Origin of the sequence: Hyphomicrobium sp. ghe19 (assembly GCF_902712875.1) — a bacterium.
GTDB lineage: Bacteria > Pseudomonadota > Alphaproteobacteria > Rhizobiales > Hyphomicrobiaceae > Hyphomicrobium_B.
Map to the genome: position 1 here is coordinate 3974192 of NZ_LR743509.1, position 23358 is coordinate 3997549.

Sequence of the window (23358 nt, forward strand, 5' to 3'; positions counted from 1 at the left end):
CTAGGCGGTTTCTATGGACGTGCTCGAGATATCGATTGCGCCTTCGGCCGAAAGCCGCAGAACCGAATCGACCATCGCTCGCCGCGCATCGGCAATGTCGCGCGCGGGAACGTTGGCGGGGCTTTGCAATTCGGCTTCCGCCATGCGGCGGGCCCGCGGCGACAGCGCGGAAAGAACCTTGCTCTGCAATTCCGCGTCGGCGCCTTGAAGCGCGAGAACCGTGCGCTCTACGGGAATGCCATCCATCAGCACCGTCAGGGCACGTGCCGGCAGCCTCAACAAGTCCTCGAACTTGAAGAGCATCTTGCGGATCGCTTCGGCGTCCTTCGGCTTGATGCCGGCGAGGTATTGCAGGGCCTGGGCCGAATCCTCGCGGTCAAGATTGTTCAGGATGCCTGCGAGGGACAAATGCTTATCGGAAGAGCGCCGATCGCTGTCGAACAGCTCTTCGTTCAATCCGCTTTCGAGAGCTTCGACGATCTGCGGCGCTACCTGACCGAGGCCGAGTATGCGGTTCAGCAAATCGTTGCGCTCAGCGACAGGAAAGCCCTTCAGGACCACGGACGCCCGCTCGCTTCCGAGGCGGTCGAGATAATACGCGGCAACTTGCGGCGACTGCTGATGGAAATGAGCCTGCAGAACATCGTCGGGAAGTCCGGCGAGCTGACTCCAAATGTCCTGGCGCGCAATGAACTGATCGTTGGGGTCGCCGGATGATTTATTCTCGGAAATGACGTCCGTTACCAGACGCTTGACATCTTCGGCGCGACCGAGAAACGGCGTTCCTTGACCGAACTGGCTCTCAAATTCCTGGACGATCTCTTCGAGCTCCGCCGCTGAAATCGTCGGCATGACCTCGGCGGAGCGAACAAGAATGTTCAGTTCTTCGGGATTGAATTTTTTGAGGAGCCCGCTTGCGCGTTGCTTGCCGAGCGCAAGCAGAAGCACTCCGACTTTCTCGGGTCCCGTCAGTGTTCTTCCGGAATCTGACAGCGGGTCGCGCATGGACTGCATGTACGTCACTATTTCCCGGCGGTGGGTAAGGCGCCAACCTGAGTCAGCACGACACCGAAGCGCGAGGTTCCTTCGTTCAGAACGACGACCTCTCCGCGCGCTATCAACCGGCCGTTGACGAGAATGTCGACGGGATCGCCGACCATCTTATCGAGCTTGACCACCGAGCCCTTCGTCAGCTTCGCCAAGCTCGCGACGGGCATCTTGGTCGAGCCGAGGACGACTTTCATCATCACCGGCAGGCCCATGATCAAGGCGCTGTTGCCGCCGAAGTCCGTCGCATCGGCGTGTGCATCGGCGTGCGCATCGACATGAGCGTTGTGGGGACTTTCAGCCAGGCCCGCGGCCATTGCTTCGCTGAAATCGCCCATACCCGCGAGCGCTTGATCGAAGCCGGCTTCCGTCGCTTCCGGGGCGACTTCCGCTTCTACTGCATTACTCGGCGTCATTCCGGCCATTTCCTCGTGCTAAGGTATTCCGACTCAAATTCTGACATTCGAAACATGCCGCAGCCTTGTGGCGGGGCGCGCTAAAGCCCGTAGTATTCATCCACGGCTTCCCTTTGCTGATCGAATTCATCGTCGACACGCAGTATCAGCGCGTTGTCGCGCTTACCCAATTCGCACCAGAACACAGGGCTTTCATCGGCATCGAGCCGAACACGCGACATCGACGACAACTGCAGCTCGACGACCGAGCCGACGGCAAATCGTTGAACTTCACCGAGGGAAATGGGGCGTTCCTCGAGAACGCCATTGAGCTCGATGAAGGACCTGGCGATTTCCTCGGAAAGCTGCTTCGACCACGCGGGGTCGTCGCGAGAGCGCTGCGCCGCGACGTTCAAGGCCTCGCTCGGCGCTGCACCCGCAAGCACATGGCGGATGGGATCAAGCGCCGCTTGCGGGATGACGATCGTGACGACGCCGATGTGGCCGCCGTAATCCAAAGACAGCCGCGCGGCGATGACAGGCGACGAAGTCGTCAGCTGGGGTTCGAGCTCGATCTTCTCGACGACTGCCCCGACGTCGAAGCCGACATCGACGAGAATCGAGAAAGCGCTCGTCAGGGCGCGCGCAACGCGCCGGAACAGAACACGGACGACGTTCGCATCGGTTCGAGTTGGCGTCCTCGCTGGCAGCCCGCCCGGAGGAAAACCCTCACAGCCCGTCGCTGCCTCTACGAAAATTGTGGTCGCGGCCGGATCGGCGAGAAAATAGAGCCAGCTTCTCCATCTTTCGGCTCGCACCACACCGGCGAACGCGCCCTGCGGCAGTGCGCAGGTCTCGCCAATGGTCGAGGCCGAGAGATCGAGAAGGCGCACTTTCAGCGGCAAAAGCGAAAGATTGCCGATTTCCTCGGTCATCACGCGCGGCAGCTGACCAAAAATCATCTGCAGGCCCGGCAGACGGTCGGGACTATTTTGACCGGTCGAAAGCGCCCGCTCGAGCGATCGTTCCGTTTCCATCCGCTTCTTGGCCGTGGCTTCGCTCAGAGCGCTATTCGACATTTTGGCTGCCTCGCGATGTCATCGCCGCGTTTGCAGATGGCCCGGAGAAGACGCAAAGCGCTTGCCGAAGCATCAGGCTGCCTTCTTTTCTTGAGCACGACGATCCAGGCCGCCGCCCATCGTCGCCGCTTCGACCTCGTTGATCGTCGGCCGTTCGTACGCCGAAATCGCTTTGCGACCGTGCTCGATAGCGACCTGGGGCATGGCGCCGTTCATGAACGCCAGCAGCGATTGCTTGACGATAACGTAAGACCTCAAATTCTTTTCGCGAAGGATCTTCACCTTCGTCGCGATGGGACCAACGACCGCGTAGGAAAAGAAGATACCTGCGAACGTTCCGACGAGCGCGGAGGCGATGAGGTGACCCAGGATTTCCGGGGACTGGTCGATCGCGCCCATGGCTTTCACGACGCCAAGCACCGCAGCGATGATGCCGAGAGCCGGCAGACCATCACTAACGGCAGTGAGCGCGTGATAGGCCTTGAGCTTATCGTGCCGCACGGTCTCGATTTCCTCGTCCATCAACGATTCAATCTCGTGGGTCCGGGCATTCCCCATGATGATGAGGCGGAAATAGTCGCAGATGAAGGTCGTCAGCTCTTCGTTCGCAGTAACGGTCGGCGACCGCTTGAACACTTCCGCGTCCTGGGGCGCATCGATGATCATTTCCATTTCGGCGCGGGATTTATCGCGAAGCTCGCGCATCATGAAAAAGAGCAGCGCAAGAAGCTCGATGTTCTCGGCCTTCGTCGGCGTACCGTTCTTGATAGCCTCTACCGTCGCTTTACCCGTGTCCTTGATCGTTTTCATCGGATTGGCGACGACAAACGCGCCCAAGGCCGAGCCGCAAATGATGACGTATTCCCAGGGCTGCCAGATGACCCAGACGTGCCCACCCATGGCGGTGAAGCCGCCAAGCATGCAGACCAGGGTGATAATCAGGCCGAACAGAATGGTCACGTGTGCATCCCAAATGCCAATTTAGGCGAAAACCCATAAAGGGCGCTTTGGCTTGCGCGGGACTTGCTCGTCCCAGCGCGGGGGTGTCAGCCACCCACAAGTTCGTGTCGTTACGGTTCGGCGACAGGACGAGATCCATGAAGACGGATTGCAACGCATGCCATCGAATATCTACGTCGCCCTCTCTGCGCAGATGGCGCTGCAACGACGCCTCGATACGGTCGCCAACAACGTCGCGAACACCAACACGGTGGGATTCCGCGGCGAAGAAATGTCGTTCGAGGAGCTCCTGACCCCGGCGGGTAAGGATCCGGTCAGCTTCGTTTCGAAAGGCAAGAACCATCTTTCGATGAAGACCGGCGAAGTTACGCAGACCGGAAACCCTCTCGATGTCGCGGTGAGGGGCGATTCATTCCTGGCTATCCAAACGCCGAATGGAGTTGCCTATACGCGCGACGGGCGCATGCAGATGACGAGCGAAGGCGTGCTGACGACGCTTGCAGGGTACCCAATTCTCGACGCCGGCGGATCGCCGGTGCAGCTCAATCCCAATGATCCGGCGCCGACCATCAACAAAGCAGGCACAATCGAGCAATCGGGCAACAATCTCGGCGCGCTCGGGCTTTACCGGATGCCGCGCGGGGCTGTTCTGACGAGAGCCGAAGGCGCATCGGTCGTGTCCGACATTGCGCCAACGCCCGAGATCGACTTCCTCAACAATGGCGTCGTGCAAGGATACGTCGAGAAATCGAACGTCAATCCGATCCTGGAAATGACGCACCTCATTACCATTCAACGGAATTTCCAGGCCGTCACCAACATGCTGAGCGCCACCGAAAACTCGCTCGACGATTCTCTGAAAACTCTCGCAGGCTCGTGATGTCTAGCCGGAGGGCGGATTATTGACCGCGGCAACAGCCACACCGTTTGACCGGTTGGACGAGCTGATGGCGACGGCTGCGCGGACACCGGCGCACCGGGTATCTGGACGCGTCGTTCGGATCAGCACGACGTTCCTGGTTGTGTCCGGCCTTTCAAAGTTCGTTTCAATCGGCGATGCCGTATCGATCGCGGGCCTCGGCGGCCCCGTTCTCGCGGAGGTCGCGACGATCGAAGCCGAAGCGATCAACGTCACGCCGTTCATCGCCGATCACAGGATCGAACTTGGCGCGCGGGTCACGGCGTTGTCGGGCCAGATGACGCTTTCGCCTCATGAATCCTGGCTCGGCAGAACGCTCAATGCGTTGGGGCAGCCAATCGACGACGGCGATCCTCTCATCATCGGCGACCGGGCGTTCACGATCCAGGGCACGCCGCCTTCGCCGCTCCGCCGGAACAGGCTCGGCACGCCACTGACGACCGGGGTCAAGGCGATCGATCTTTTCACTCCCATCTGCGCGGGCCAGAGACTTGGCATCTTCGCGGGTTCCGGCGTCGGCAAATCGACGTTGCTCGCGATGCTTAGCCGGGCGCCATCGAGCGACGTTACGGTCCTGGCGCTCGTCGGCGAACGAAGCCGAGAAGTGAGGGACTTTCTAGACGATACGCTCGCGGCTTCGCGCTCGCAGGTCGTGTCGGTCGTCGCGACGTCCGACGAGAGCCCGATGATGCGGCGCTTAGCGCCGAGCACCGCGATGTGCATCGCCGAATATTACCGGGATCGCGGGAAAAATGTTCTTCTCATTATCGATTCGCTGACGCGTTACGCTCACGCCATGCGCGAGCTCGCGCTCGCTGCTGACGAGCCGCCCGTCGCTCGCGGGTATCCGCCGAGCGTCTTCAGCAACCTGCCGCGCCTCCTCGAACGCGCCGGGCCCGGCGAAGAAGGCGCCGGCACGATCACCGCGATCCTGTCTGTTCTCGTCGACGGCGACGATCACAACGATCCGATCGCCGACGCCGCGAGAGGCATCCTCGACGGCCATATCGTTCTCGATCGCGGCATCGCGAGCCAAGGCCGGCTTCCGGCCGTCGATCCGCTTGCTTCGCTATCGCGCTTGGCCCCAAAGATCAGAACGAAAAACCAAGCGCAGTTCGTGACCCAACTTATCGAGGTCATTTCCCGTTTCGAGGACACTCGCGACCTTCGCGCCATCGGCGGCTACAGGACCGGAACCGACGCGACGCTCGATCGCGCGATGGAAATCGTTCCGCGCGTTTACGAGGCCATGAAGCAGAATCTCGACGAAGAGCCCGTCGCTGATGTGTTCGCCTATCTTTCCGAGACGTTGCCCGGCGGGCAGCGACCGAACTCCGCACCGCCACGTTAGAAGATCTACTCATAAGCGTCGAGAAAAGGATCTGATAATCCGAGGGGAACGAACATGGCGACGAATACGGACACCATTGCCCGTCTGATTGCGACCGACACGCTGATGCGAGGCGATCGCCAACTCCTCCGCAATCAAACTCCCGTACCCCAGGAGGCGGGCGACGACGCGGCGCGGACCATTGCTCCGCCGATCTCGCACAATGACAAAACCATGGCGCCCGTATTGCTGACGCTGCTCGACGAGCAGCTCGGCGCCTCGGTCGCCCCTGACGCAAACCGTGCCGCCGCGCGCGGGCAAGACGTGCCATCCACGTCGAACCGTATTGCCGCTCGTTATGCCGAAGACGATTCTGTTTTCCGGGCGGATCTGCCGGCCAGTGGAACCGCATTGCCGCCCGGCCAAAACTACCCGCAGATCGCCCAAACGGTATCGTCGCTCGATCTTCAGACGTTCATGCAGCGATTTTTGATGGGCAAGGTGAGGAGCATTCCCGCGGATGGCAGGAGCGGCGAGCGCGGGTCCAAGTCCGGCGACGCGCCTCAGCCAAGCCTGGCAACGGTTAGGTACGCGGCGATTGCTGTCGTCGCGGTGATGGTCGCGATTGCCATCGGTATGAGATTCTTCGGCTAGCTGGCCTCACCTCAGCCGGTGCCTACCCGAACAGCATTTTCCTGGATTTTCTGATCGGTCTGGCGTTCCGACTTCTTCGTGTCGTCATCGTCCTCACGTCTCGCTGCCGCAGTCGACATTTGCGACAGCAGCGACAGGAGCACCTGGTCGCTGGTGAGACTGGCGAAGGCCGTGGGGCCGGAATCGATCGATGATGCCGCGGTCGACTGGACCACGGGCCGTGGCGCTGCCACAACCGTTGCCACTGACGGTGTGTCGGAGACCGAGTTCTGCACGGACGCCGCGCCGCTTGCTGCCGCGGCCATCGCTGCAAGACTTGCATTGGCGACTTGCGCGGTTGGCCCTCCCTGGCCGAACCATGCAACTTCCTGCAGCCGCCGTTGCACGAGACCGTCCAAGACGTTGCCGCCGGCCTTATTGTATTGGAGGAAGAGCGAGCGCGCGGTATCGAGATCGCCGCTCGCGACGGCTTGGCCAAGCCCGCTTTTCGACCAGGCAGTGCCTGCGTTGTACGTCAGAGAGGTCAATGCAGCTCTGCTGCCGTCGTCGAGACCGGGCGCAAACTTATCGACGAAGTCTGTCGCCTTTTTTATCTCGTCCGCGAAGCGTCGCTCGGCCTCGGCCTTATCAATGACTTCGCCCGCGAAGCGCGCACGCGTGCCATAGCCGTTGGAGTTCTGGGCGTAATCCCAACGGGCCTTGGCTGTGTAGCCTTCGAACTGCTTTATTGCATCAAGATAGCTTGGCTCGACCATACCAGTTGCTTTGGCATGGAGACCTTGCGGCAAGCTGGTGTCGGGGGTTCTGGGACTACGGTCTAGCGCCGCGACCGGGCGACATCTCTCAGCACGCTCGCTTCGAGTTGTACCTCGTCCAAACGGTGCTTCAGGACGTCACCGATACTGATGAGGCCAACGACCTTGCCTTCGACGACCACGGGCAAATGGCGGATGCGCCGCTGGGTCATGATGTTGGCGACGGCGGCCACGCGGTCTTCGGGTGCACACGTGACGACAGAGCGGGTCATCAGGTTGGCAACGCGCATCTGGGGCAAGTCCATGCCGAACTCGTCGATGCCGCGCGCCAAATCTCTTTCGGAAATGATCCCTTCGAGACCGCCCTTGTTGTCGAGAACAAGCATCGCGCCAACGGATTCTTTTCTGAAGCTATGCGCCAAGGCGCGCATCGTGGCGGTTGCCTCGATGGTTTTAACCGCAGACCCCTTGGTCTTCAGAATGTCCGAGACCTTCATCTGATCGCTCCAATCAAGTCCCGTCAGCCCTTCGCATTTGCTTGCGTGCAGACGGTATAAAGCCGCTAAAAGATCTTCCCGGTCCTCCGCCGTCAGCGGATCGTGCGGATTTCGATCGCGCGCCGCCAAGAGGCTCGTGAGATCGTCCACAAAGACTGCATCCTCGCTGAAGGCCGGACTTTCCCGACAGAATGCGCTTCTCGTCGTGATGACAGCATATCCCGCGGCCTTCGCAGCCAGCGCGCCGCGGCGTCCACCTTCGATGACCAGGGTGTGCTTGGGATCGACGCCCAATGTCGTGCGCGCTTCGGTGTAAAGCCTCTCACACTCGCCCTTTCCGGCCTTATCGCCGGAGACGACCGCATCGAACAGCGTTCGTCCACGATCGCCGAGAAGCGTGGTGAGCAGGCGCTCGGTATCTTTGGGGTCGAGAAGCGAAACAAGGATGAGGCGCAGGCCGTCACTGCGTCCAGCGATGATCAAGTCGCGAATGCCGGGACGGGGTTCGACCGCCATCGTGGAAAGCATCTCGCCGAAGATTTTCGAAGCGCGGCGATGCATGGCCTGAATGAGGAGCGAAAAATCCTCCGTCTCGGGCTTACCTCGAAGGATGGAGCGCACGTAGTGCGCCATTCGCGCTTCGCCGCTGCCAAGTTTGGCGGTAAGCGCAAATCCCTCACGATCGCATGACCAATCAAAGCCTGCCTCGGAAAACGTCTGTGCGAACGCCCGCCGGCGAACGTCTTCCGTTTCGGCAAGAGCACCATCTGCTCGAATGATGATAGACTGCAGCGTCATCTGTCAGTCATTATCCAATTTGGATTTCAAGTATTGGGCGAAGGTACTCCTGGTTTTGAACCACGCCAACGCGACGTAAAGTCAGGGAGATCCGCCATTAACTCGGCCCAATTGCACCGCGGAATTATTGATCTGCCGGCATTGCAGTGCAGCAGCGGGCGCGGTGCCTCGCAGGTTGCTCAGAGGGCTCTCGGTTAGCTTAACCCGCTAAGCCCGGAGCTCTTCGTCCAGCCACGGCATCGCGCTTCGGAGCGGAGCAAGGGTCGATGCTTCGAGTGACGACTTACAGGCCTTCGTCAGGTCGCGGGGAAGCGTTCCGAGTTCTTGCCTTCGGCTCACTAACGTTAAGGTTCGCTTAAGTTTTGGACCAGGCAACGGAACGGTCCGAACGTCGCTGCTATCGAGGCCGGCTTCGGCAAGGCATATCGGCGTCGTTATCGCGAAACCTTTGCCTCGCGCGACCATGTCGCTCACGCCAAACGGCGTATCGAATTCAAGACCTTGGGGGAAGTCGATATTGAGACGGCGGAGGTGGCGTTCGATATCGATGCCGGTCTTCGAACGGGCGCTGTAGCGAATAAACGGAAGTTTCTCCGCACACGTCTCGAGGTCCGCTACAGAGCGCGGGCTTTTTTGCTTCAGCGGCAGCACGAGTATATAGGGCTCGGTAACGATCTCATGGCGGTCGAACCCTTCGACGTCGCTCATATCGTCGACGCCGATGAATAGGTCGAGGTTTCGCGTCAGCAGCGCGCCGGCGTGCGCAGACGTCAGTCCGGATTGCACAGACACGTGATCGGCGTGAGTGACGAGAAACGACGCCAGCGGCCCGGTTAACGCGCGCGACAGGCTGTCAACCAATCCGGCGCGGATCAGCGCGAGGCGGCCGCGGGAGGTGTGCCGGATTGCCGTGGCAATTTGCCGGGCTTCGGAGACGAGAGCGGACGCGCGCTGCCGCATCAATTCGCCGGCGGGGGTCAGAGCGAGTGGCCGGACACTGCGGTCGAACAGCTTCACGCCGAGCCGCTGCTCGAGATCGGCGATGGCTTGCGAGATCGCGGGCTGCGTCATCGCGAGGCTCTTGGCGGCAAGCGCCATAGAGCCCGCCTCGCAAACACCGAGGAACGCTTCGAGGACGTGAAGATCGAACGGGAGCCGGGCGGGGCGTATGGTCATGGCCGCGCAGTATAAGTATTTCTTATATTATCGTCAATTACGGGCCGATATATAAGCATGATCGTTGATACACGGCGGGCTGGACTCTCTGGCGCGCGTGAAAAAGCAGAGCACCTCATGCCGCGCTCGGATCGCTATTCCATCTTATCGGTTTTTCTTGAGGGACTTCGCGGGCAAACCGGGTGGGGTCCCACCTGGCGCAAGGCGTCTCCCAAGCCCAGCTACGACGTCGTCATCGTCGGCGGTGGCGGGCACGGCCTCGCGACGGCCTATTACCTCGCAAAGAGATACGGGCTGACGAACGTCGCGGTTGTCGAAAAGGGCTGGATCGGTTCCGGCAACGTCGGCCGCAACACGACGATCGTTCGCTCCAATTATCTCCTGCCGGGCAACATCCCCTTCTACGAGACGAGCATGAAGCTCTGGGAGGGGCTGGAGCAGGACCTGAACTACAATGCGATGGTCTCGCAGCGCGGTGTCCTCAATCTTTATCATTCCGATGCCCAGCGCGACGCCTATGCACGGCGTGGTAACGCGATGCGCCTTCATGGCATCGATTCCGAACTGCTCGATCGCGAAGCGGTCCGCTCCATGTATCCGTGGCTCAACTACGATAGCGCCCGCTTCCCGATCCAGGGCGGCCTCCTGCAGCGCCGCGGCGGAACGGTGCGCCACGATGCTGTGGCTTGGGGTTATGCCCGAGCCGCCGACCGGCTCGGCGTCGATATCATCGAGAACGCCGAAGTTACCGGCTTCCGCAGAGACAACGGCAAAATCACCGGGGTCGAGACGACGCGCGGTTTCATCGGCGCGAAAAAGGTCGGACTGGCCGTCGCCGGCAATTCCTCGCGCGTCGCCGCGATGGCCGGTTTGACGCTGCCGATCGAAAGTCATGTTTTGCAAGCCTTCGTGTCGGAAGGCATCAAGCCCTTAATCGACGGCGTCGTGACGTTCGGCGCCGGACACTTCTACGTCAGCCAATCGGACAAGGGCGGCCTTGTCTTCGGTGGCGACATCGACGGCTACAATACTTACGCGCAGCGGGGTAACCTTCCCGTCGTCGAGGATGTCCTCGAAGGCGGGATGGCGCTGATGCCGCGTATCGGCCGGGTGCGCCTGCTGCGCTCCTGGGGCGGCATCATGGACATGAGCATGGACGGCTCGCCGATCATCGACCGGACGCCGACCGATGGTCTCTATTTTAACGGCGGCTGGTGTTACGGCGGCTTCAAAGCAACGCCTGCTTCGGGCTTGTGCTTTGCGCACCTTATTGCCCGCGATGAACCGCACGAGGTAGCGCGAGCTTATCGCCTCGATCGCTTCCGCACTGGTCACATGATCGATGAGAAGGGCATGGGCAATCAGCCCAACCTGCACTGAAGGCGAGCCAACATGCGCATCCATTGCCCCCATTGCGGCGAACGTAGCCTCGACGAATTCTCCTATCTTGGAGATGCGGTCGTGCGCCCCGATCCCGCGTCACCGAATGCCCAAGACGCGTTTTACGCGTACGGCTACGAGCGGTCCAACGTCGCCGGCCTGATGCAGGAACTCTGGTATCACGCCGCGGGATGCCACGCCTGGCTCGTCGTCACACGCGACACGCGCACTCATGAAATTTTCGAAGTCAAATCCGCTCAAGAGGTCGCCCTCGCGCGGCAGAAAGTTGCGGGCACGGCGCAATGACACAATCGGCTCAAACTTCACGACTCAACAATCGCGGGCTGATCGACCGTTCGCAGCTTCTCGATTTTACTTTCGACGGCGTTCCCTACACGGGATACGCGGGTGATACGCTGGCTTCGGCGCTGCTCGCGAACGGCGTTCGCCTGGTCGGCCGCTCGTTCAAGTATCACCGGCCGCGAGGCATCCTCACCGCCGGATCGGAAGAGCCGAATGCGCTCGTCGAGCTTCGTTCCGGAGCGCGCCGCGAGCCCAACACCAAAGCGACCACCGCCGAACTTTTCGGCGGTCTCGAAGCGAAGAGCCAGAACCGCTTTCCGTCGCTATCGCTCGATCTTCTCGCCATCAACGGACTTGTGTCGCCGTTTCTCTCGGCCGGCTTCTACTACAAGACATTCATGTGGCCAGCCGCCTTCTGGGAGAAGCTCTACGAGCCGATGATCCGGCGCGCGGCCGGCCTTGGCCGGGCTGCGCAAGAAGCTGATCCAGACAGCTACGATAAGGCCACCGCGTTCTGCGACGTGCTCGTCGTGGGATCGGGGCCCGCCGGATTGATGGCGGCCCTTTCGGCCGCGCGAGCAGGCGCACGGGTCATCCTGGCTGACGAAAGCTTTGCTTTCGGCGGAAGACTGCTCAGCGACGCCCGAACTGTCGACGGCAAAAGCGGCGCAGACTGGGTCACGTCAGTCATCGCGGAATTGAAGTCTTTCCCCGGCGTCCGATTGCTGTCGCGAACGACTGTCTTCGGCGCCTATGACACGGGGACTTTCGGAGCCGTGGAACGCGTCGCCGATCATGTTGCCATCCCTGCAGCGGGTGTGCCGCGGCAACGCCTTTGGCGCATCGTCGCGAAGCATACCGTTATCGCTCAGGGCGCGGGGGAACGTCCGATCGTATTCGGCAATAACGATCGTCCCGGCGTCATGCTCGCGAGCGCAGTACGCACCTACATCAACCGGTTTGGCGTGGCTCCCGGCGAAACGGCGGTCGTGTTCTCGAACAACGACGAAGCCGCGAGCACGATCCAAGATCTTGTGAGCGCCGGCGTTACGGTCGCGGGTCTCGTCGACACGCGTGCTGCGCTGCCGCCCGCAATCAAATCGTTGGCACGCAAGCACGGAATTCGCATTTTCGAGGGTGCCGTCGTCGCCGATGCGCTCGGAGGTTCTCGCGTCTCGGGTGCGCGCATCATCGGATCGTATGGTGCCCCGCAAACCGTCGCGTGCGATCTCATTGCCGTATCCGGCGGTTTCAATCCCAATCTTCAAGTCACGACGCATCAAGGCAGCCGTCCGCAGTGGCGGGATGACTTGGCAGCTTTCGTGCCCGGCGCATTGCCGAAGGGAATGGCCGTTTCAGGCTCTGCAAAGGGCACCTATGGTTTGGCTTCCTGCCTTAAGGAAGGTGCGCAGGCCGGTGCGGCAGCTGCCGCCGCAGGTGGATTTGTAGCAACGGCTGCGGCCATCCCCTCGGCCGATGACGAACCAACCGGCGTCTCTGCTTTCTGGCATGTCGAGAGTTCGAAGCATAAGGCGTTCGTCGATCAGCAGAACGACGTTACGGCGGCCGACGTTCGCTTGGCGGAACGCGAGGGTTTCCAATCCGTCGAGCATTTGAAGCGCTACACGACGCTCGGCATGGCGACCGATCAGGGCAAGACTTCAAACGTCAACGGCCTTGCCATGCTGGCGGCGCTGACGGGCAAGACCATTCCAGCGACCGGCGTAACGGCGGCACGTCCGCCATACACACCGGTAGCGCTCGGAGCCCTTGCCGGCGAACATCGCGACAAGCATTTCAAGCCGACGCGCCTCACGCCGTCGCATGATTGGGCCAAAGAGAGAGGCGCTGTCTTCATCGAGACGGGCCTATGGCTCAGGGCTCAGTATTTTCCGAAGCCCGGCGAAACCGATTGGCTCACAACCGTCTGCCGCGAAGTGACAACGGTCAGAAACTCCGTTGGCGTCTGCGATGTCTCGACGCTCGGTAAGATCGAGATCCACGGCACCGATGCCGGCAAGTTCCTCGATCGCGTCTACATCAACATGATGAGCACGCTTGGCGTCGGAAAAGCACGCTATGGCATGATGCTGCGCGAAGACGGTATCGCGATGGACGACGGAACCGCCGCTCGCTTCGCGGACGACCACTACTTCATCACCACCACCACCGCGAACGCGGTCAAGGTTCTTCAGCATCTCGAGTTCTGCCGCCAATGGGTATGGCCCGAACTCGATGTGCAGATCGTCCCGGTGAGCGATCAGTGGGCGCAGTATTCCGTCGCTGGGCCGCGCTCTCGCGATCTTCTCGCGAAAATCGTCGATGCTCCGTTCGATATTTCAAACGCAGCATTCCCGTACATGGCGGTGGCCGAACTCAAGGTGCTCGGTGGCATCAAGGCGAGACTCTATCGCCTCTCGTTCTCGGGCGAGATGGCATACGAAATCGCCGTTCCGGCGCGGCATGGCGACCTCTTGATGCGGACCCTGATGTCGAAGGGCGAAGAATTCGGCATCACGCCGTACGGAACCGAAGCACTGGGCGTTATGCGCATTGAGAAGGGGCACGTCGCAGGTCCCGAGCTCAATGGAACAACGACCTGTGCCGACCTCGGCCTCGGCAAAATGGCATCGACGAAGAAGGACTTTGTCGGCCGCATTCTTTCGCAACGGCCGGGTCTCGCCGATCCTAACCGGCCGCGCGTCGTCGGCTTCAAGCCTGTCGACAAATCGGCGCGACTGAGAGGCGGGGCGCATTTCATCGCCAGAGACGCCGAGCCTGCCGCCCGGAACGATCTCGGCTTCATGACGTCGGTCGCGTTCTCGCCCTCGCTCGGCCACTGGGTTGGCCTTGGGTTCCTGGCGGGCGCCGAATCGCGAATGGGCGAGATTTTGAGGGCCGTCGATCCGGTTCGGAACAGCGACATCCTCGTCGAAGTGGTCTCGCCAGTGTTTTATGATGGTGAAGGAGCGCGCCTGCGTGTCTGAGCTAGCCAACAACGTCAAAAATCCGAGCCTCGAAGCTTCCGAGCGGACAGGCCTCACGGTCACTCATGTCGCCGCCCGGCGAGGCGCTCGCGCTTCATTGGACGACGTCGCTCGCGCGGTCTTCGGAGTTTCTCTCCCATCGTCGCCGAAAGCGGTCGAAGCCAAAGGCGCGCTGATCGTCTGGACGGGCCCAGATCAATGGCTCATCGTTCAGAAAGACGGAACCGGTCTTGACCACTACGCCGAACTTGCAAAGGCATTCAATGGATTGGCTTCGCTTGTCGACGTTACTGATAGCCGTACGATTTTCCGAATAGCCGCATCGCGCCCGTCCGAAACGCTTTTAAGAAGCATGGGAATTGATTTTCACGACAACAGCTTCTGGCCGGGAGACGTCGCAATCACGCACGTCTCACATCTTGGTGTAATCGTCTGGCGGCTTCCGGATGGTACAGCGTACGATTTCGCCTGTGCCCGCACGTATTCGAGGGATTTTGCCGATTGGCTCCGCAAATCGGTGGCCTAATACGATAGCCATCGTTCAATAGCGGGGCCTTTTTCGGGCCCTGCGTCCTTCAGGCAATAGACAATTTCAGTTTGGGTAGTGGAATAATCACTCCCGACGTGCGAATTTATTTTTTTCCTATAATGATTGAACCGCCGTATTCGGCGGAAGGCCGTTCATGTCAGACAAAACACGTAAAAGTCCTATTGCGCTGCTCGAGCCGGAACCTCTTGCGACGGGATCGAATGCACCAGGCGCGGCCGAGCACACCCTCGAGCAGGCCATCGGTCATCAGGTTCGACACCATCGCAAGCATGCCGGATTGACGGTCGCTGAGCTCGCTACTGCGTCGCAGATATCTCCCGGCATGTTGTCGAAGATCGAGAACGGTCAGATTTCTCCGTCACTCAGTACGTTGCAGATGCTCGCTTCCGCATTGAATATCCCGCTGACAGTGCTGTTTGCCTCGTTCGAACAGCGGCGCGATTGTTCTTACGTGAAAGCCGGCGAGGGCGTGGTGATACGCCGGCGCGGGACGAAGGTCGGACATCAGTATCAGCTTCTCGGCCACTCGCTCGATGGCCCCGTCGTCATCGAGCCCTATCTGATCACGCTGACGGATGATGCAGTTGCCTATACGGGTTTCCAGCATGAAGGCGTCGAATTCATCTTTATGCTGACGGGGGAAGTGGAATACGCGCACGCTGACCGCAGCTATCATCTGCGCCCTGGCGATGCGATCCTTTTCGATAGCGCTGCTCCGCATGGTCCGGCGCGCTTGGTGACAACCCCGATGTCATACCTTTCCATCATCATTTATCCGCGCCCCTGACGAACCCCGTCCGGCCCCACATTTCTTTTGAAGAAAACTTCTTTCTTCTGAGTTGACAACTTAATGGCGCGTCATTATGGTCCAGATCCGTTCCTTCGTGGCCCGGTCTGGAGGCAATCATGTGTGGCATCGTCGGACTATTTCTAAAGAACCCAAAAATGGAGCCACAGCTCGGCCAGCTACTTTCTGGCATGCTGTCGACGATGTGCGAGCGAGGGCCGGACTCGGCCGGGTTCGCCGTCTACGGCTCCGGTACTGAAGGTCGATCGAAAATCACGCTGCAGTCCGCGACTGCTGCTGAAGACTTCGCGAAGCTCAATGCAGCTCTCGCGAAGGACAAGAAGTTGGACGCGAAGCTCACCACGAAGGACACGCACGCTGTTCTCAGCGTTCCCTCGGATAAGCTTGATGCCGTCCGCGCACTGCTGAGCTCGGACTTCCCGTCGATCCGCATCATGGCGACCGGCGAGAATATCGAAATCTATAAGGAAGTCGGCTACCCGACAGAGGTCGCCAAGCGCTTCGATCTCGCTCATATGTCGGGCACGCATGCGATCGGCCACACGCGGATGGCCACCGAGTCGGCTGTGACGACGCTCGGTGCGCATCCCTTCTCGACGGGCGCCGACGAGTGCCTCGTGCACAACGGCTCTCTCTCGAACCACAACAGCCTGCGCCGCGAACTCATTCGCGACGGCATGAAGTTCAATACAGAGAACGACACCGAAGTCGCCGCTTCCTATCTCACGTGGCGCATGAAGCAGGGACTGGATCTCGGTGAGGCCCTCGAGAAGAGCCTCGACGATCTCGACGGCTTCTTCAACTTTGTCGTCGGCACGAAATCGGGGTTCGGCGTCGTACGCGATCCAATCGCCTGCAAACCAGCAGTCATGGCGGAAACCGACGACTACGTTGCATTCGGTTCAGAATATCGCGCACTCGCAGGCTTGCCTGGAATTGATAAGGCGAAGGTCTGGGAACCGGAACCGTCAACCGTCTACTTCTGGCAACGCTGATGCAGCAGCTTATTGGGGAACTTATGCGTACGTTTGATCTGGCACAGAGCCCGTTGCGCGAACTTAATGAAGCGCTGCACCGGCAGACCGATGGCTCCAACGAAGCACAGTGGGAAGTTCTGAACCCACGCGGCGGACATGCCATCGCTGTTGGTGTCGACGCTCCCATCAACGTCGATGTCCGCGGAAGCGTCGGATATTACTGCGCGGGGATGAACAAGAAGGCGACTGTCACCGTACACGGCTCAGCTGGTCCGGGGGTTGCCGAAAACATGATGTCGGGTCGCGTCGTCATTAAAGGCGATGCGAGCCAATACGCCGGCGCCACGGGCCGGGGTGGTCTCCTAGTCATCGAAGGCAACGCATCGTCGCGCTGCGGCATTTCGATGAAGGGTATCGATATCGTCGTTAAGGGCAATATCGGTCACATGTCCGCCTTTATGGCGCAGTCCGGTCACCTGGTCGTTCTCGGCGATGCCGGCGACGCTCTCGGAGATTCGATCTACGAAGCGAAGCTGTTCGTTCGCGGCAAGGTGAAAAGCCTTGGCGCAGACTGCATCGAGAAAGAGATGCGGCCCGAGCATCAAGAGGCACTTACGAACCTCCTCAAGAATGCCGGGATCAAGGACGCCAAAGCTTCGGAATTCCGGAGATATGGCTCTGCACGCAAGCTCTATACCTTCAACATCGACAATGCGGATGCTTACTGATGTCGCCGAAAATCCCGCTTACCACACCCCGTCCCTCGGCCACATTCGATGATTACACGCTGTCGGAAATCCGGCGCGCGGCATCGACTGGCATCTACGACATCCGCGGAGGCGGCGCCAAGCGCCGTGTCCCACACTTCGACGATCTTCTGTTCCTCGGCGCATCGGTATCGCGCTATCCGCTCGAAGGCTACCGCGAGCGGTGCAGCACTACCGTTACGCTCGGCACGCGGTTTGCCAAGAAGCCGATCGAGCTCAAAATTCCGATCACGATTGCAGGCATGAGCTTCGGCGCATTGTCGGCGAACGCGAAGGAAGCGCTCGGCCGCGGCGCGTCGATCGCCGGCACGTCCACGACGACCGGAGACGGCGGCATGACGCCCGAAGAGCGCGGCCAGTCGCAAACGCTCGTCTATCAGTACTTGCCATCACGCTACGGTATGAATCCTGACGATCTGCGTAAAGCGGATGCGATCGAAGTCGTCGTCGGTCAGGGCGCCAAGCCAGGCGGCGGCGGCATGCTGCTCGGTCAGAAGATTTCGGATCGCGTTGCCGAGATGCGCAACCTGCCGAAGGGCATCGACCAGCGATCGGCTTGTCGCCATCCCGATTGGACGGGTCCGGACGATCTTGAAATCAAGATCCTCGAAATCCGTGAAATCACCGACTGGCAAAAGCCAATCTACGTGAAGGTCGGTGGCACGCGTCCCTATTACGATGTTGCTCTTGCTGTCAAAGCAGGCGCCGACGTCATCGTATTGGACGGCATGCAGGGCGGCACCGCTGCCACGCAGGAAGTGTTCATCGAGCACGTCGGCCTGCCGACGCTCGCGTGCATCCGGCCGGCCGTTCAGGCTTTGCAGGATCTGGGTATGCACCGCAAGGTTCAGCTCATCGTGTCGGGCGGCATTCGTAACGGTGCCGACGTCGCCAAGGCGCTGGCGCTTGGCGCTGACGCCGTCGCGATCGGCATGGCGGCGCTCGTCGCTCTGGGCGACAACGACCCGGCGCTCGACGCAGAATACGCGAAGCTCGGCACCAAAGCCGGCAGCTATGACGACTGGCACGAAGGCCGCGATCCGGCTGGTATCACCACCCAGGATCCCGAACTCTCGAAGCGCCTCGACCCTGTGCGGGCCGGACGCCGTCTCGCCAATTACCTGAAGGTTATGACGCTCGAGGTGCAGACCATCGCTCGCGCGGCAGGCCACAACAACATTCACAATCTGGAACCTGAAGACCTCTGTGCGTTGACGCTCGAAGCGGCCGCTATGGCTCGCGTACCTCTGGCTGGAACGTCATGGATTCCTGGAGTGAACGGATCGGGCGGCTTATAAGCTGCCCCTTTTTTTGGACTTCGCTCGGGAAACAAAAATAAGAAAACGCAAGAATTCAACAAATTAAGCGTCGAGGAAAGACCCATGGCTCAAGATCTCGCCCAGCTCGCAAAAGAGCGCGGCATTCGCTACTTCATGATCTCTTATACAGACCTCTTCGGGTCACAGCGCGCCAAGCTCGTTCCGGCGTCTGCGATCGCCGACATGCAGAAAGACGGCGCGGGCTTCGCCGGCTTTGCAACTTGGTTCGACATGACGCCGGCGCATCCCGATCTCTTCGGCTTGCCGGACGCGGCGTCGGTCATTCAACTGCCGTGGAAGAAGGACGTCGCGTGGGTCGCCGCCGACTGCGTGATGGAAGACAAGCATGTTGCGCAGGCGCCGCGGGTTGTTCTGAAGAAGGTCATGGCGGAAGCCGCCGAACTCGGCCTTTACGTCAAAACCGGCGTTGAAGCTGAATTCTTCCTGATTTCTCCGGATGGAACCGAGATCTCGGATAGCAAAGATACCGCTGCAAAGCCCTGTTATGATCAGCAAGCGTTGATGCGCCGCTACGATGTCATCGCAGAAATTTGCGATTACATGGCCGAACTCGGCTGGGGTCCGTACCAGAACGACCACGAGGATGCGAACGGCCAGTGGGAAATGAACTGGAACTTCGACGATGCCCTGCTCACTGCGGACAGGCATTCGTTCTTCAAATTCATGACGCGCTCGATTGCTGAAAAGCACGGCTTGCGCGCAACGTTCATGCCGAAGCCCTTCCCCGGACTGACGGGTAACGGGTGCCATGCTCACATCTCCGTCTGGGACAAAGACGGCAAGACGAACATGTTCTACGACGGCCACGATGAAATGGGCCTGTCGCAGCAGGGCTACAACTTCCTCGGCGGCATCATGAAACATGCCTCGTCTCTCGCAGCGATCACCAATCCGACGGTCAACTCGTATAAGCGGATCAACGCACCGCGCACGACGTCGGGCGCGACGTGGGCGCCCAACTCCGTCACCTGGACCGGCAACAACCGGACTCACATGGTTCGCGTGCCGGGCAAGGGGCGCTTCGAGTTACGTCTACCGGACGGCGCCGCTAATCCGTATTTGCTGCAGGCCATCATCATCGCTGCGGGTCTCGACGGAATTCGCACGAAAGCCCACCCCGGCAAGCGGTACGATATCGACATGTACCAGGACGGGCATACCGTGAAGGATGCTCCTCTCCTGCCGCTCAACTTGCTCGATGCGATCCGCGCCTTCGATAACGACGCCTCGCTCAAGAGCGCTCTCGGCGACGAATTCTCGGCGGCTTACGTCAAGCTCAAGATGCGTGATTGGAATGCTTTCGCGTCTCACTTCACGACGTGGGAGCGGGACCACACGCTGGATTGCTAGTTCTACGTTCGTGTTCCTCCACGAGCTACTACCCCCGGCCGCCGCTTTGGCCGGGGTTTTTTCTTGCCTGCTCGTGCTCGGGTTAAAAGCTCCCCTTAAGTTCCTCGGGGCTTGGCTCGCGCCGTCGGTGCCGCGTTCGCGGGATCTTCAGGCCAGACGTGCTTGGGGTACTGGCCGCGCATGTCGGCTCTCACCGCTTTCCAGGAACCCGCCCAGAAGCCCGGCAGATCGCGCGTGATTTGAATGGGGCGATGCGCGGGCGATAGTAAATGCAGCGTTAGCGGCAAGCGGCCGCGCGCGATGGCAGGATGGTTCTTCAAACCGAAGAGTTCCTGCACGCGAATATGAAGCGCGGGCGCGTCCGCTACATCGTAATCCAGCGCGAAGCTATTTCCGGTCGGCGCTGCGAAATGCGTGGGGGCTTCGGCATCGAGGCGCGAGCTCATCTGACGGGGCAGCACTGAGCTGAGTGCGCTCTCCAAGATATCGGCGTTGATCTCGGAGACCCGTGACTTACCCGCTAAAAACGGGCTCAGCCATTCCTCGACAGTCGCGGTCAGCGCCGCGTCCGACATATCCGGCCACGTATCGTCGCCTTTACGTAAAAACGCGACGCGGCTGCGAAGCTGAAGCTGCGCTTTCGTCCACGGCAAAGCCGCCGCTCCGAGATCCGCTACGCCTCGAGCAAGCGCGGCAGATACGTCCTCGTCAGGGCGAAGCGAGCGCGCCTCGCTGTTCAGCGCGATGGCGCCAAGGCGGCGGGTGCGGCGCGCGCGTACGGCTCGTGCTTCCTTATCGAACAGGACTTCGTCACTCGCTTCTATCCGATCGGCAGCGAATGCTTCGATCTCAGCTTCATCCGTCGCGACTGCGAGCATGATCCGGGTCGCTGCCGCTCGCCCCTGCAGTTCAGCGACGACAAGATAGGGTGCGGACGCCAAGTGATGGCTGTCGTCAATAATCCCGGCCCTGCCGTTCGCGAGCAGAAAGCTGCCGCGCTTTCCCCGGTTCTTGGCGATGCGTTCAGGATAGGCCAGGGCGAGAAGCGCGGCGGGGGTGAGTTCTTTTGATGTGCCTACGCTGTTGTTTGCGGCGCGCGCCCATTGCCGGGATAGGGCGCGCATGCTCTCGGCCCGTTGCGACCGGTCGCGGCGGAGATTTTCGAGGCGAACAGCAAGATCGAGGTCGTTACCGCCGATACCACGCTCGACGAGGATCGCCGCGAGATCTGCGGCCGTCGGCGCATCGCCGCTCTCGCCGGCTTTGAGCACCATGCGCGCCAAACGGGGCGGCAGCGGAAGCGCCCGGAGCCGTTTCCCTTCCTCCGTGATGCGGCCGTCCCGGCCGAGCGCATCGACAGCCTGAAGGCCGGAACGGGCGGCGGCAAGCGCGCCTTCGGCCGGCGGATCAAGCCACGCCAGCGATCGCGGATCGCTCGCGCCCCACTCCGCACAATCGAGCATCAGGCCGGAAAGATCAGCGGAACGGATCTCAGGTTCGGCGAACGGTACAAGACCTTGCGTCTCCGGCTCCTCCCACAAGCGATAGCAAACGCCGGGTGCGGTTCGTCCCGCCCGCCCGCGCCGCTGATCGGCGGACGCGCGCGAGACGCGCACGGTCTCGAGCCGTGTTATCCCGACATCGGGCTCGAAGCGCGGTACGCGCGCGACGCCGCTATCGACGACCACACGGACGCCTTCGATGGTGATCGACGTTTCCGCGATCGACGTTGCGAGAACGACTTTCCGGCGGCCGTTTCTCGCCGGCGCTATGGCGCGATCCTGCGTTGCCGGGTCGAGCCCGCCGTAAAGCGGTGCGACGTCTATCTCCGGCGGTAATGCGCGCGCACTCAAGCGCTCCGAGACGCGTGCGATCTCGCCTTGGCCGGGAAGGAATACGAGGATGGAACCCGTGTCCGTCGCGATTGCACGCTGCACGGCATCGACAACGTCGTCCTCGATGCGCTGCGCGCGGCGGCCGAAGTGGCGGGTTTCGACGGGAAAGGCCCGGCCTTCGCTCCTGACGATCGGAGCGTCGCCAAGCAGCTTCGCGACGTTCGCCGCTTCGAGCGTCGCCGACATCACCAGGATTTTGAGATCGGGCCGAAGTGCGGAACGTGCGTCGAGCGCCAAGGCAAGTCCGAGGTCGGCGTCGAGCGAGCGCTCGTGAAACTCATCGAACAGGACCGCGGCAACGCCCGAAAGCTCGGGATCGTCAAGGATCATGCGCGTGAACACGCCTTCCGTTACGACTTCGACCGCGACATGCGGACCTGTCTTGGAATTGAGCCTGGCACGCAACCCTATTTGATCGCCGAGGCGGCTGCCGATGTTCGCGGCCATGCGCTCTGCTGCGGCCCGGGCCGCAATACGGCGCGGTTCGAGAACGAGAATTTTGCCGCGGCCCCGCCAAGGTTCATCGAGAAGGGCGAGCGGCACACGCGTTGTCTTGCCGGCGCCGGGTGGCGCCACGAGCACGGCCGCACCATGCGACCGAAGGGCTGCCTGAATATCGGCAAGCACGTCATCAATCGGCAGCGGTTCGGAAAATTGGGTTTGGGTCATGACCCGCCGAAATACGCTTGCGGCCTGCGAATTCAAGCGGCGTCTTAGGCCTCGAGCCTGGTCGCCGACCTTATGGCGTTGATGTTCGCGCGATAACTGGCTTCGCTGCCGCCTTTGAAGACGGCCGAGCCCGCGACCAGGACGTTCGCGCCAGCCTCGACGACTTGGCGCGCCGTCTCGGGTGTTACGCCGCCATCAACCTCGATGTCGATCGGGCGTGCACCGACCATCGCCTTGATGCGGCGAATTTTTTCGACGACCGCGGGGATGAACGATTGGCCGCCGAAGCCCGGATTGACGCTCATCACCAGGATCAGATCGAGACGATCCAGAACGTATTCGATCACGTTTTCAGGCGTGCCCGGATTTAGCGATACGCCGGCCTTCTTGCCGAGTGCTCGTATAGCCTGCAGGGAACGATCCAAATGCGGCCCTGCTTCAGCGTGAACGGTGATGATATCCGCGCCGGCGGCTGCGAAGTCGGCGAGATAGGGGTCGGCCGGCGCAATCATCAGATGCACGTCGAAGATTTTCTTCGATGCGCCGCGTACGGCTTTTATGACCGGCGCGCCATACGTAATGTTCGGCACGAAATGTCCATCCATCACGTCGCAATGAATCCAATCGGCGCCCGCAGCATCGACGGCGCGAATTTCGTCGCCGAGCTTGCTGAAGTCGGCCGAGAGAATAGACGGGGCGATCAAGAGAGGACGAGACACGGA

General features: G+C 60.9%; 21 protein-coding genes. 12 read left to right on the top strand and 9 right to left on the bottom strand.

The features are described 5' to 3' along the window. The 4 genes from AACL53_RS18950 to motA all read right to left on the bottom strand — a co-directional run bounded on the left by AACL53_RS18950 (position 1) and on the right by motA (position 3481). Positions 1 to 1014: a FliG C-terminal domain-containing protein gene (locus tag AACL53_RS18950; RefSeq protein WP_339086113.1), complete on the bottom strand. Its 1014-nt coding sequence runs from the start codon at positions 1012 to 1014 to the stop codon at positions 1 to 3. 8 nt (positions 1015 to 1022) lie between these two features. Continuing rightward, a complete protein-coding gene (gene fliN / locus AACL53_RS18955; protein ID WP_339086114.1) occupies positions 1023 to 1463 on the bottom strand; it encodes a flagellar motor switch protein FliN in 441 nt (146 codons plus the stop codon). Between the two features lie 80 nt (positions 1464 to 1543). Further along, on the bottom strand, positions 1544 to 2521 hold the full coding sequence (locus AACL53_RS18960) for a FliM/FliN family flagellar motor switch protein (protein ID WP_339086115.1): 978 nt from the start codon (positions 2519 to 2521) through the stop codon (positions 1544 to 1546). A 72-nt stretch (positions 2522 to 2593) separates the two neighbouring features. Continuing rightward, a complete protein-coding gene (gene motA / locus AACL53_RS18965) occupies positions 2594 to 3481 on the bottom strand; it encodes a flagellar motor stator protein MotA (RefSeq protein ID WP_339086116.1) in 888 nt (295 codons plus the stop codon). A 157-nt stretch (positions 3482 to 3638) separates the two neighbouring features. Here motA and flgF point away from each other — a divergent pair, with 157 nt between their 5' ends. The 3 genes from flgF to AACL53_RS18980 are packed head-to-tail and all read left to right on the top strand — an operon-like array spanning position 3639 to position 6384. Next, complete coding sequence (gene flgF, locus AACL53_RS18970) at positions 3639 to 4361, top strand: flagellar basal-body rod protein FlgF (RefSeq protein ID WP_339086117.1); 723 nt, start codon at positions 3639 to 3641, stop codon at positions 4359 to 4361. A 22-nt stretch (positions 4362 to 4383) separates the two neighbouring features. Continuing rightward, positions 4384 to 5751: a FliI/YscN family ATPase gene (locus tag AACL53_RS18975; protein WP_339086118.1), complete on the top strand. Its 1368-nt coding sequence runs from the start codon at positions 4384 to 4386 to the stop codon at positions 5749 to 5751. A gap of 54 nt (positions 5752 to 5805) precedes the next feature. Beyond that, positions 5806 to 6384 carry a hypothetical protein gene (locus tag AACL53_RS18980; protein ID WP_339086120.1) on the top strand — a complete coding sequence of 193 codons (579 nt, stop codon included), beginning with the start codon at positions 5806 to 5808 and terminating at the stop codon, positions 6382 to 6384. Positions 6385 to 6395: 11 nt separating this feature from the next. Here AACL53_RS18980 and AACL53_RS18985 read toward each other — a convergent pair whose 3' ends face one another. From AACL53_RS18985 to AACL53_RS18995, 3 genes are all read right to left on the bottom strand, one after another. Beyond that, positions 6396 to 7139, bottom strand: coding sequence for a lysozyme (locus tag AACL53_RS18985; protein WP_339086121.1), 744 nt, complete (start codon positions 7137 to 7139; stop codon positions 6396 to 6398). A 62-nt stretch (positions 7140 to 7201) separates the two neighbouring features. Continuing rightward, complete coding sequence (locus tag AACL53_RS18990; RefSeq protein ID WP_339086122.1) at positions 7202 to 8434, bottom strand: CBS domain-containing protein; 1233 nt, start codon at positions 8432 to 8434, stop codon at positions 7202 to 7204. Between the two features lie 207 nt (positions 8435 to 8641). Next, a complete protein-coding gene (locus AACL53_RS18995) occupies positions 8642 to 9610 on the bottom strand; it encodes a LysR family transcriptional regulator (protein WP_339086123.1) in 969 nt (322 codons plus the stop codon). A gap of 117 nt (positions 9611 to 9727) precedes the next feature. On the opposite strand from AACL53_RS18995, the gene AACL53_RS19000 reads away from it, so the two are divergent. The 9 genes from AACL53_RS19000 (at position 9728) to glnT (ending at position 20072) form a co-directional block, all read left to right on the top strand. Continuing rightward, positions 9728 to 10990 carry a sarcosine oxidase subunit beta family protein gene (locus tag AACL53_RS19000; protein ID WP_339086979.1) on the top strand — a complete coding sequence of 421 codons (1263 nt, stop codon included), beginning with the start codon at positions 9728 to 9730 and terminating at the stop codon, positions 10988 to 10990. Between the two features lie 12 nt (positions 10991 to 11002). Further along, positions 11003 to 11296 (top strand): sarcosine oxidase subunit delta, encoded by a 294-nt coding sequence (locus tag AACL53_RS19005; protein ID WP_339086124.1) that lies wholly within the window; start codon positions 11003 to 11005, stop codon positions 11294 to 11296. Then, a complete protein-coding gene (locus AACL53_RS19010; RefSeq protein ID WP_339086126.1) occupies positions 11293 to 14280 on the top strand; it encodes a sarcosine oxidase subunit alpha family protein in 2988 nt (995 codons plus the stop codon). The genes AACL53_RS19005 and AACL53_RS19010 overlap by 4 nt, the downstream gene beginning before the upstream one ends. Beyond that, positions 14273 to 14806 (top strand): sarcosine oxidase subunit gamma, encoded by a 534-nt coding sequence (locus tag AACL53_RS19015; protein WP_339086127.1) that lies wholly within the window; start codon positions 14273 to 14275, stop codon positions 14804 to 14806. The genes AACL53_RS19010 and AACL53_RS19015 overlap by 8 nt, the downstream gene beginning before the upstream one ends. Before the next feature lie 157 nt (positions 14807 to 14963). Then, on the top strand, positions 14964 to 15617 hold the full coding sequence (locus AACL53_RS19020) for an XRE family transcriptional regulator (RefSeq protein ID WP_339086128.1): 654 nt from the start codon (positions 14964 to 14966) through the stop codon (positions 15615 to 15617). A gap of 119 nt (positions 15618 to 15736) precedes the next feature. Then, positions 15737 to 16633, top strand: a complete 897-nt coding sequence (locus AACL53_RS19025) for a glutamine amidotransferase family protein (protein WP_339086129.1) — start codon at positions 15737 to 15739, stop codon at positions 16631 to 16633. Positions 16634 to 16656: 23 nt separating this feature from the next. After that, positions 16657 to 17343: a GXGXG domain-containing protein gene (locus AACL53_RS19030; protein ID WP_339086130.1), complete on the top strand. Its 687-nt coding sequence runs from the start codon at positions 16657 to 16659 to the stop codon at positions 17341 to 17343. Further along, positions 17343 to 18680 (top strand): FMN-binding glutamate synthase family protein, encoded by a 1338-nt coding sequence (locus tag AACL53_RS19035; RefSeq protein ID WP_339086131.1) that lies wholly within the window; start codon positions 17343 to 17345, stop codon positions 18678 to 18680. Before AACL53_RS19030 ends, AACL53_RS19035 begins: the two co-directional genes overlap by 1 nt. An 84-nt stretch (positions 18681 to 18764) precedes the next feature. Continuing rightward, positions 18765 to 20072 (top strand): type III glutamate--ammonia ligase, encoded by a 1308-nt coding sequence (gene glnT / locus AACL53_RS19040; protein WP_339086132.1) that lies wholly within the window; start codon positions 18765 to 18767, stop codon positions 20070 to 20072. 95 nt (positions 20073 to 20167) lie between these two features. Here the strand turns inward: glnT and hrpB are convergent, their stop codons facing one another. Then, positions 20168 to 22636, bottom strand: a complete 2469-nt coding sequence (hrpB, locus tag AACL53_RS19045) for an ATP-dependent helicase HrpB (protein ID WP_339086133.1) — start codon at positions 22634 to 22636, stop codon at positions 20168 to 20170. 44 nt (positions 22637 to 22680) lie between these two features. Next, positions 22681 to 23355, bottom strand: coding sequence for a ribulose-phosphate 3-epimerase (gene rpe / locus AACL53_RS19050; protein ID WP_339086134.1), 675 nt, complete (start codon positions 23353 to 23355; stop codon positions 22681 to 22683). Positions 23356 to 23358: the final 3 nt, after the last annotated feature.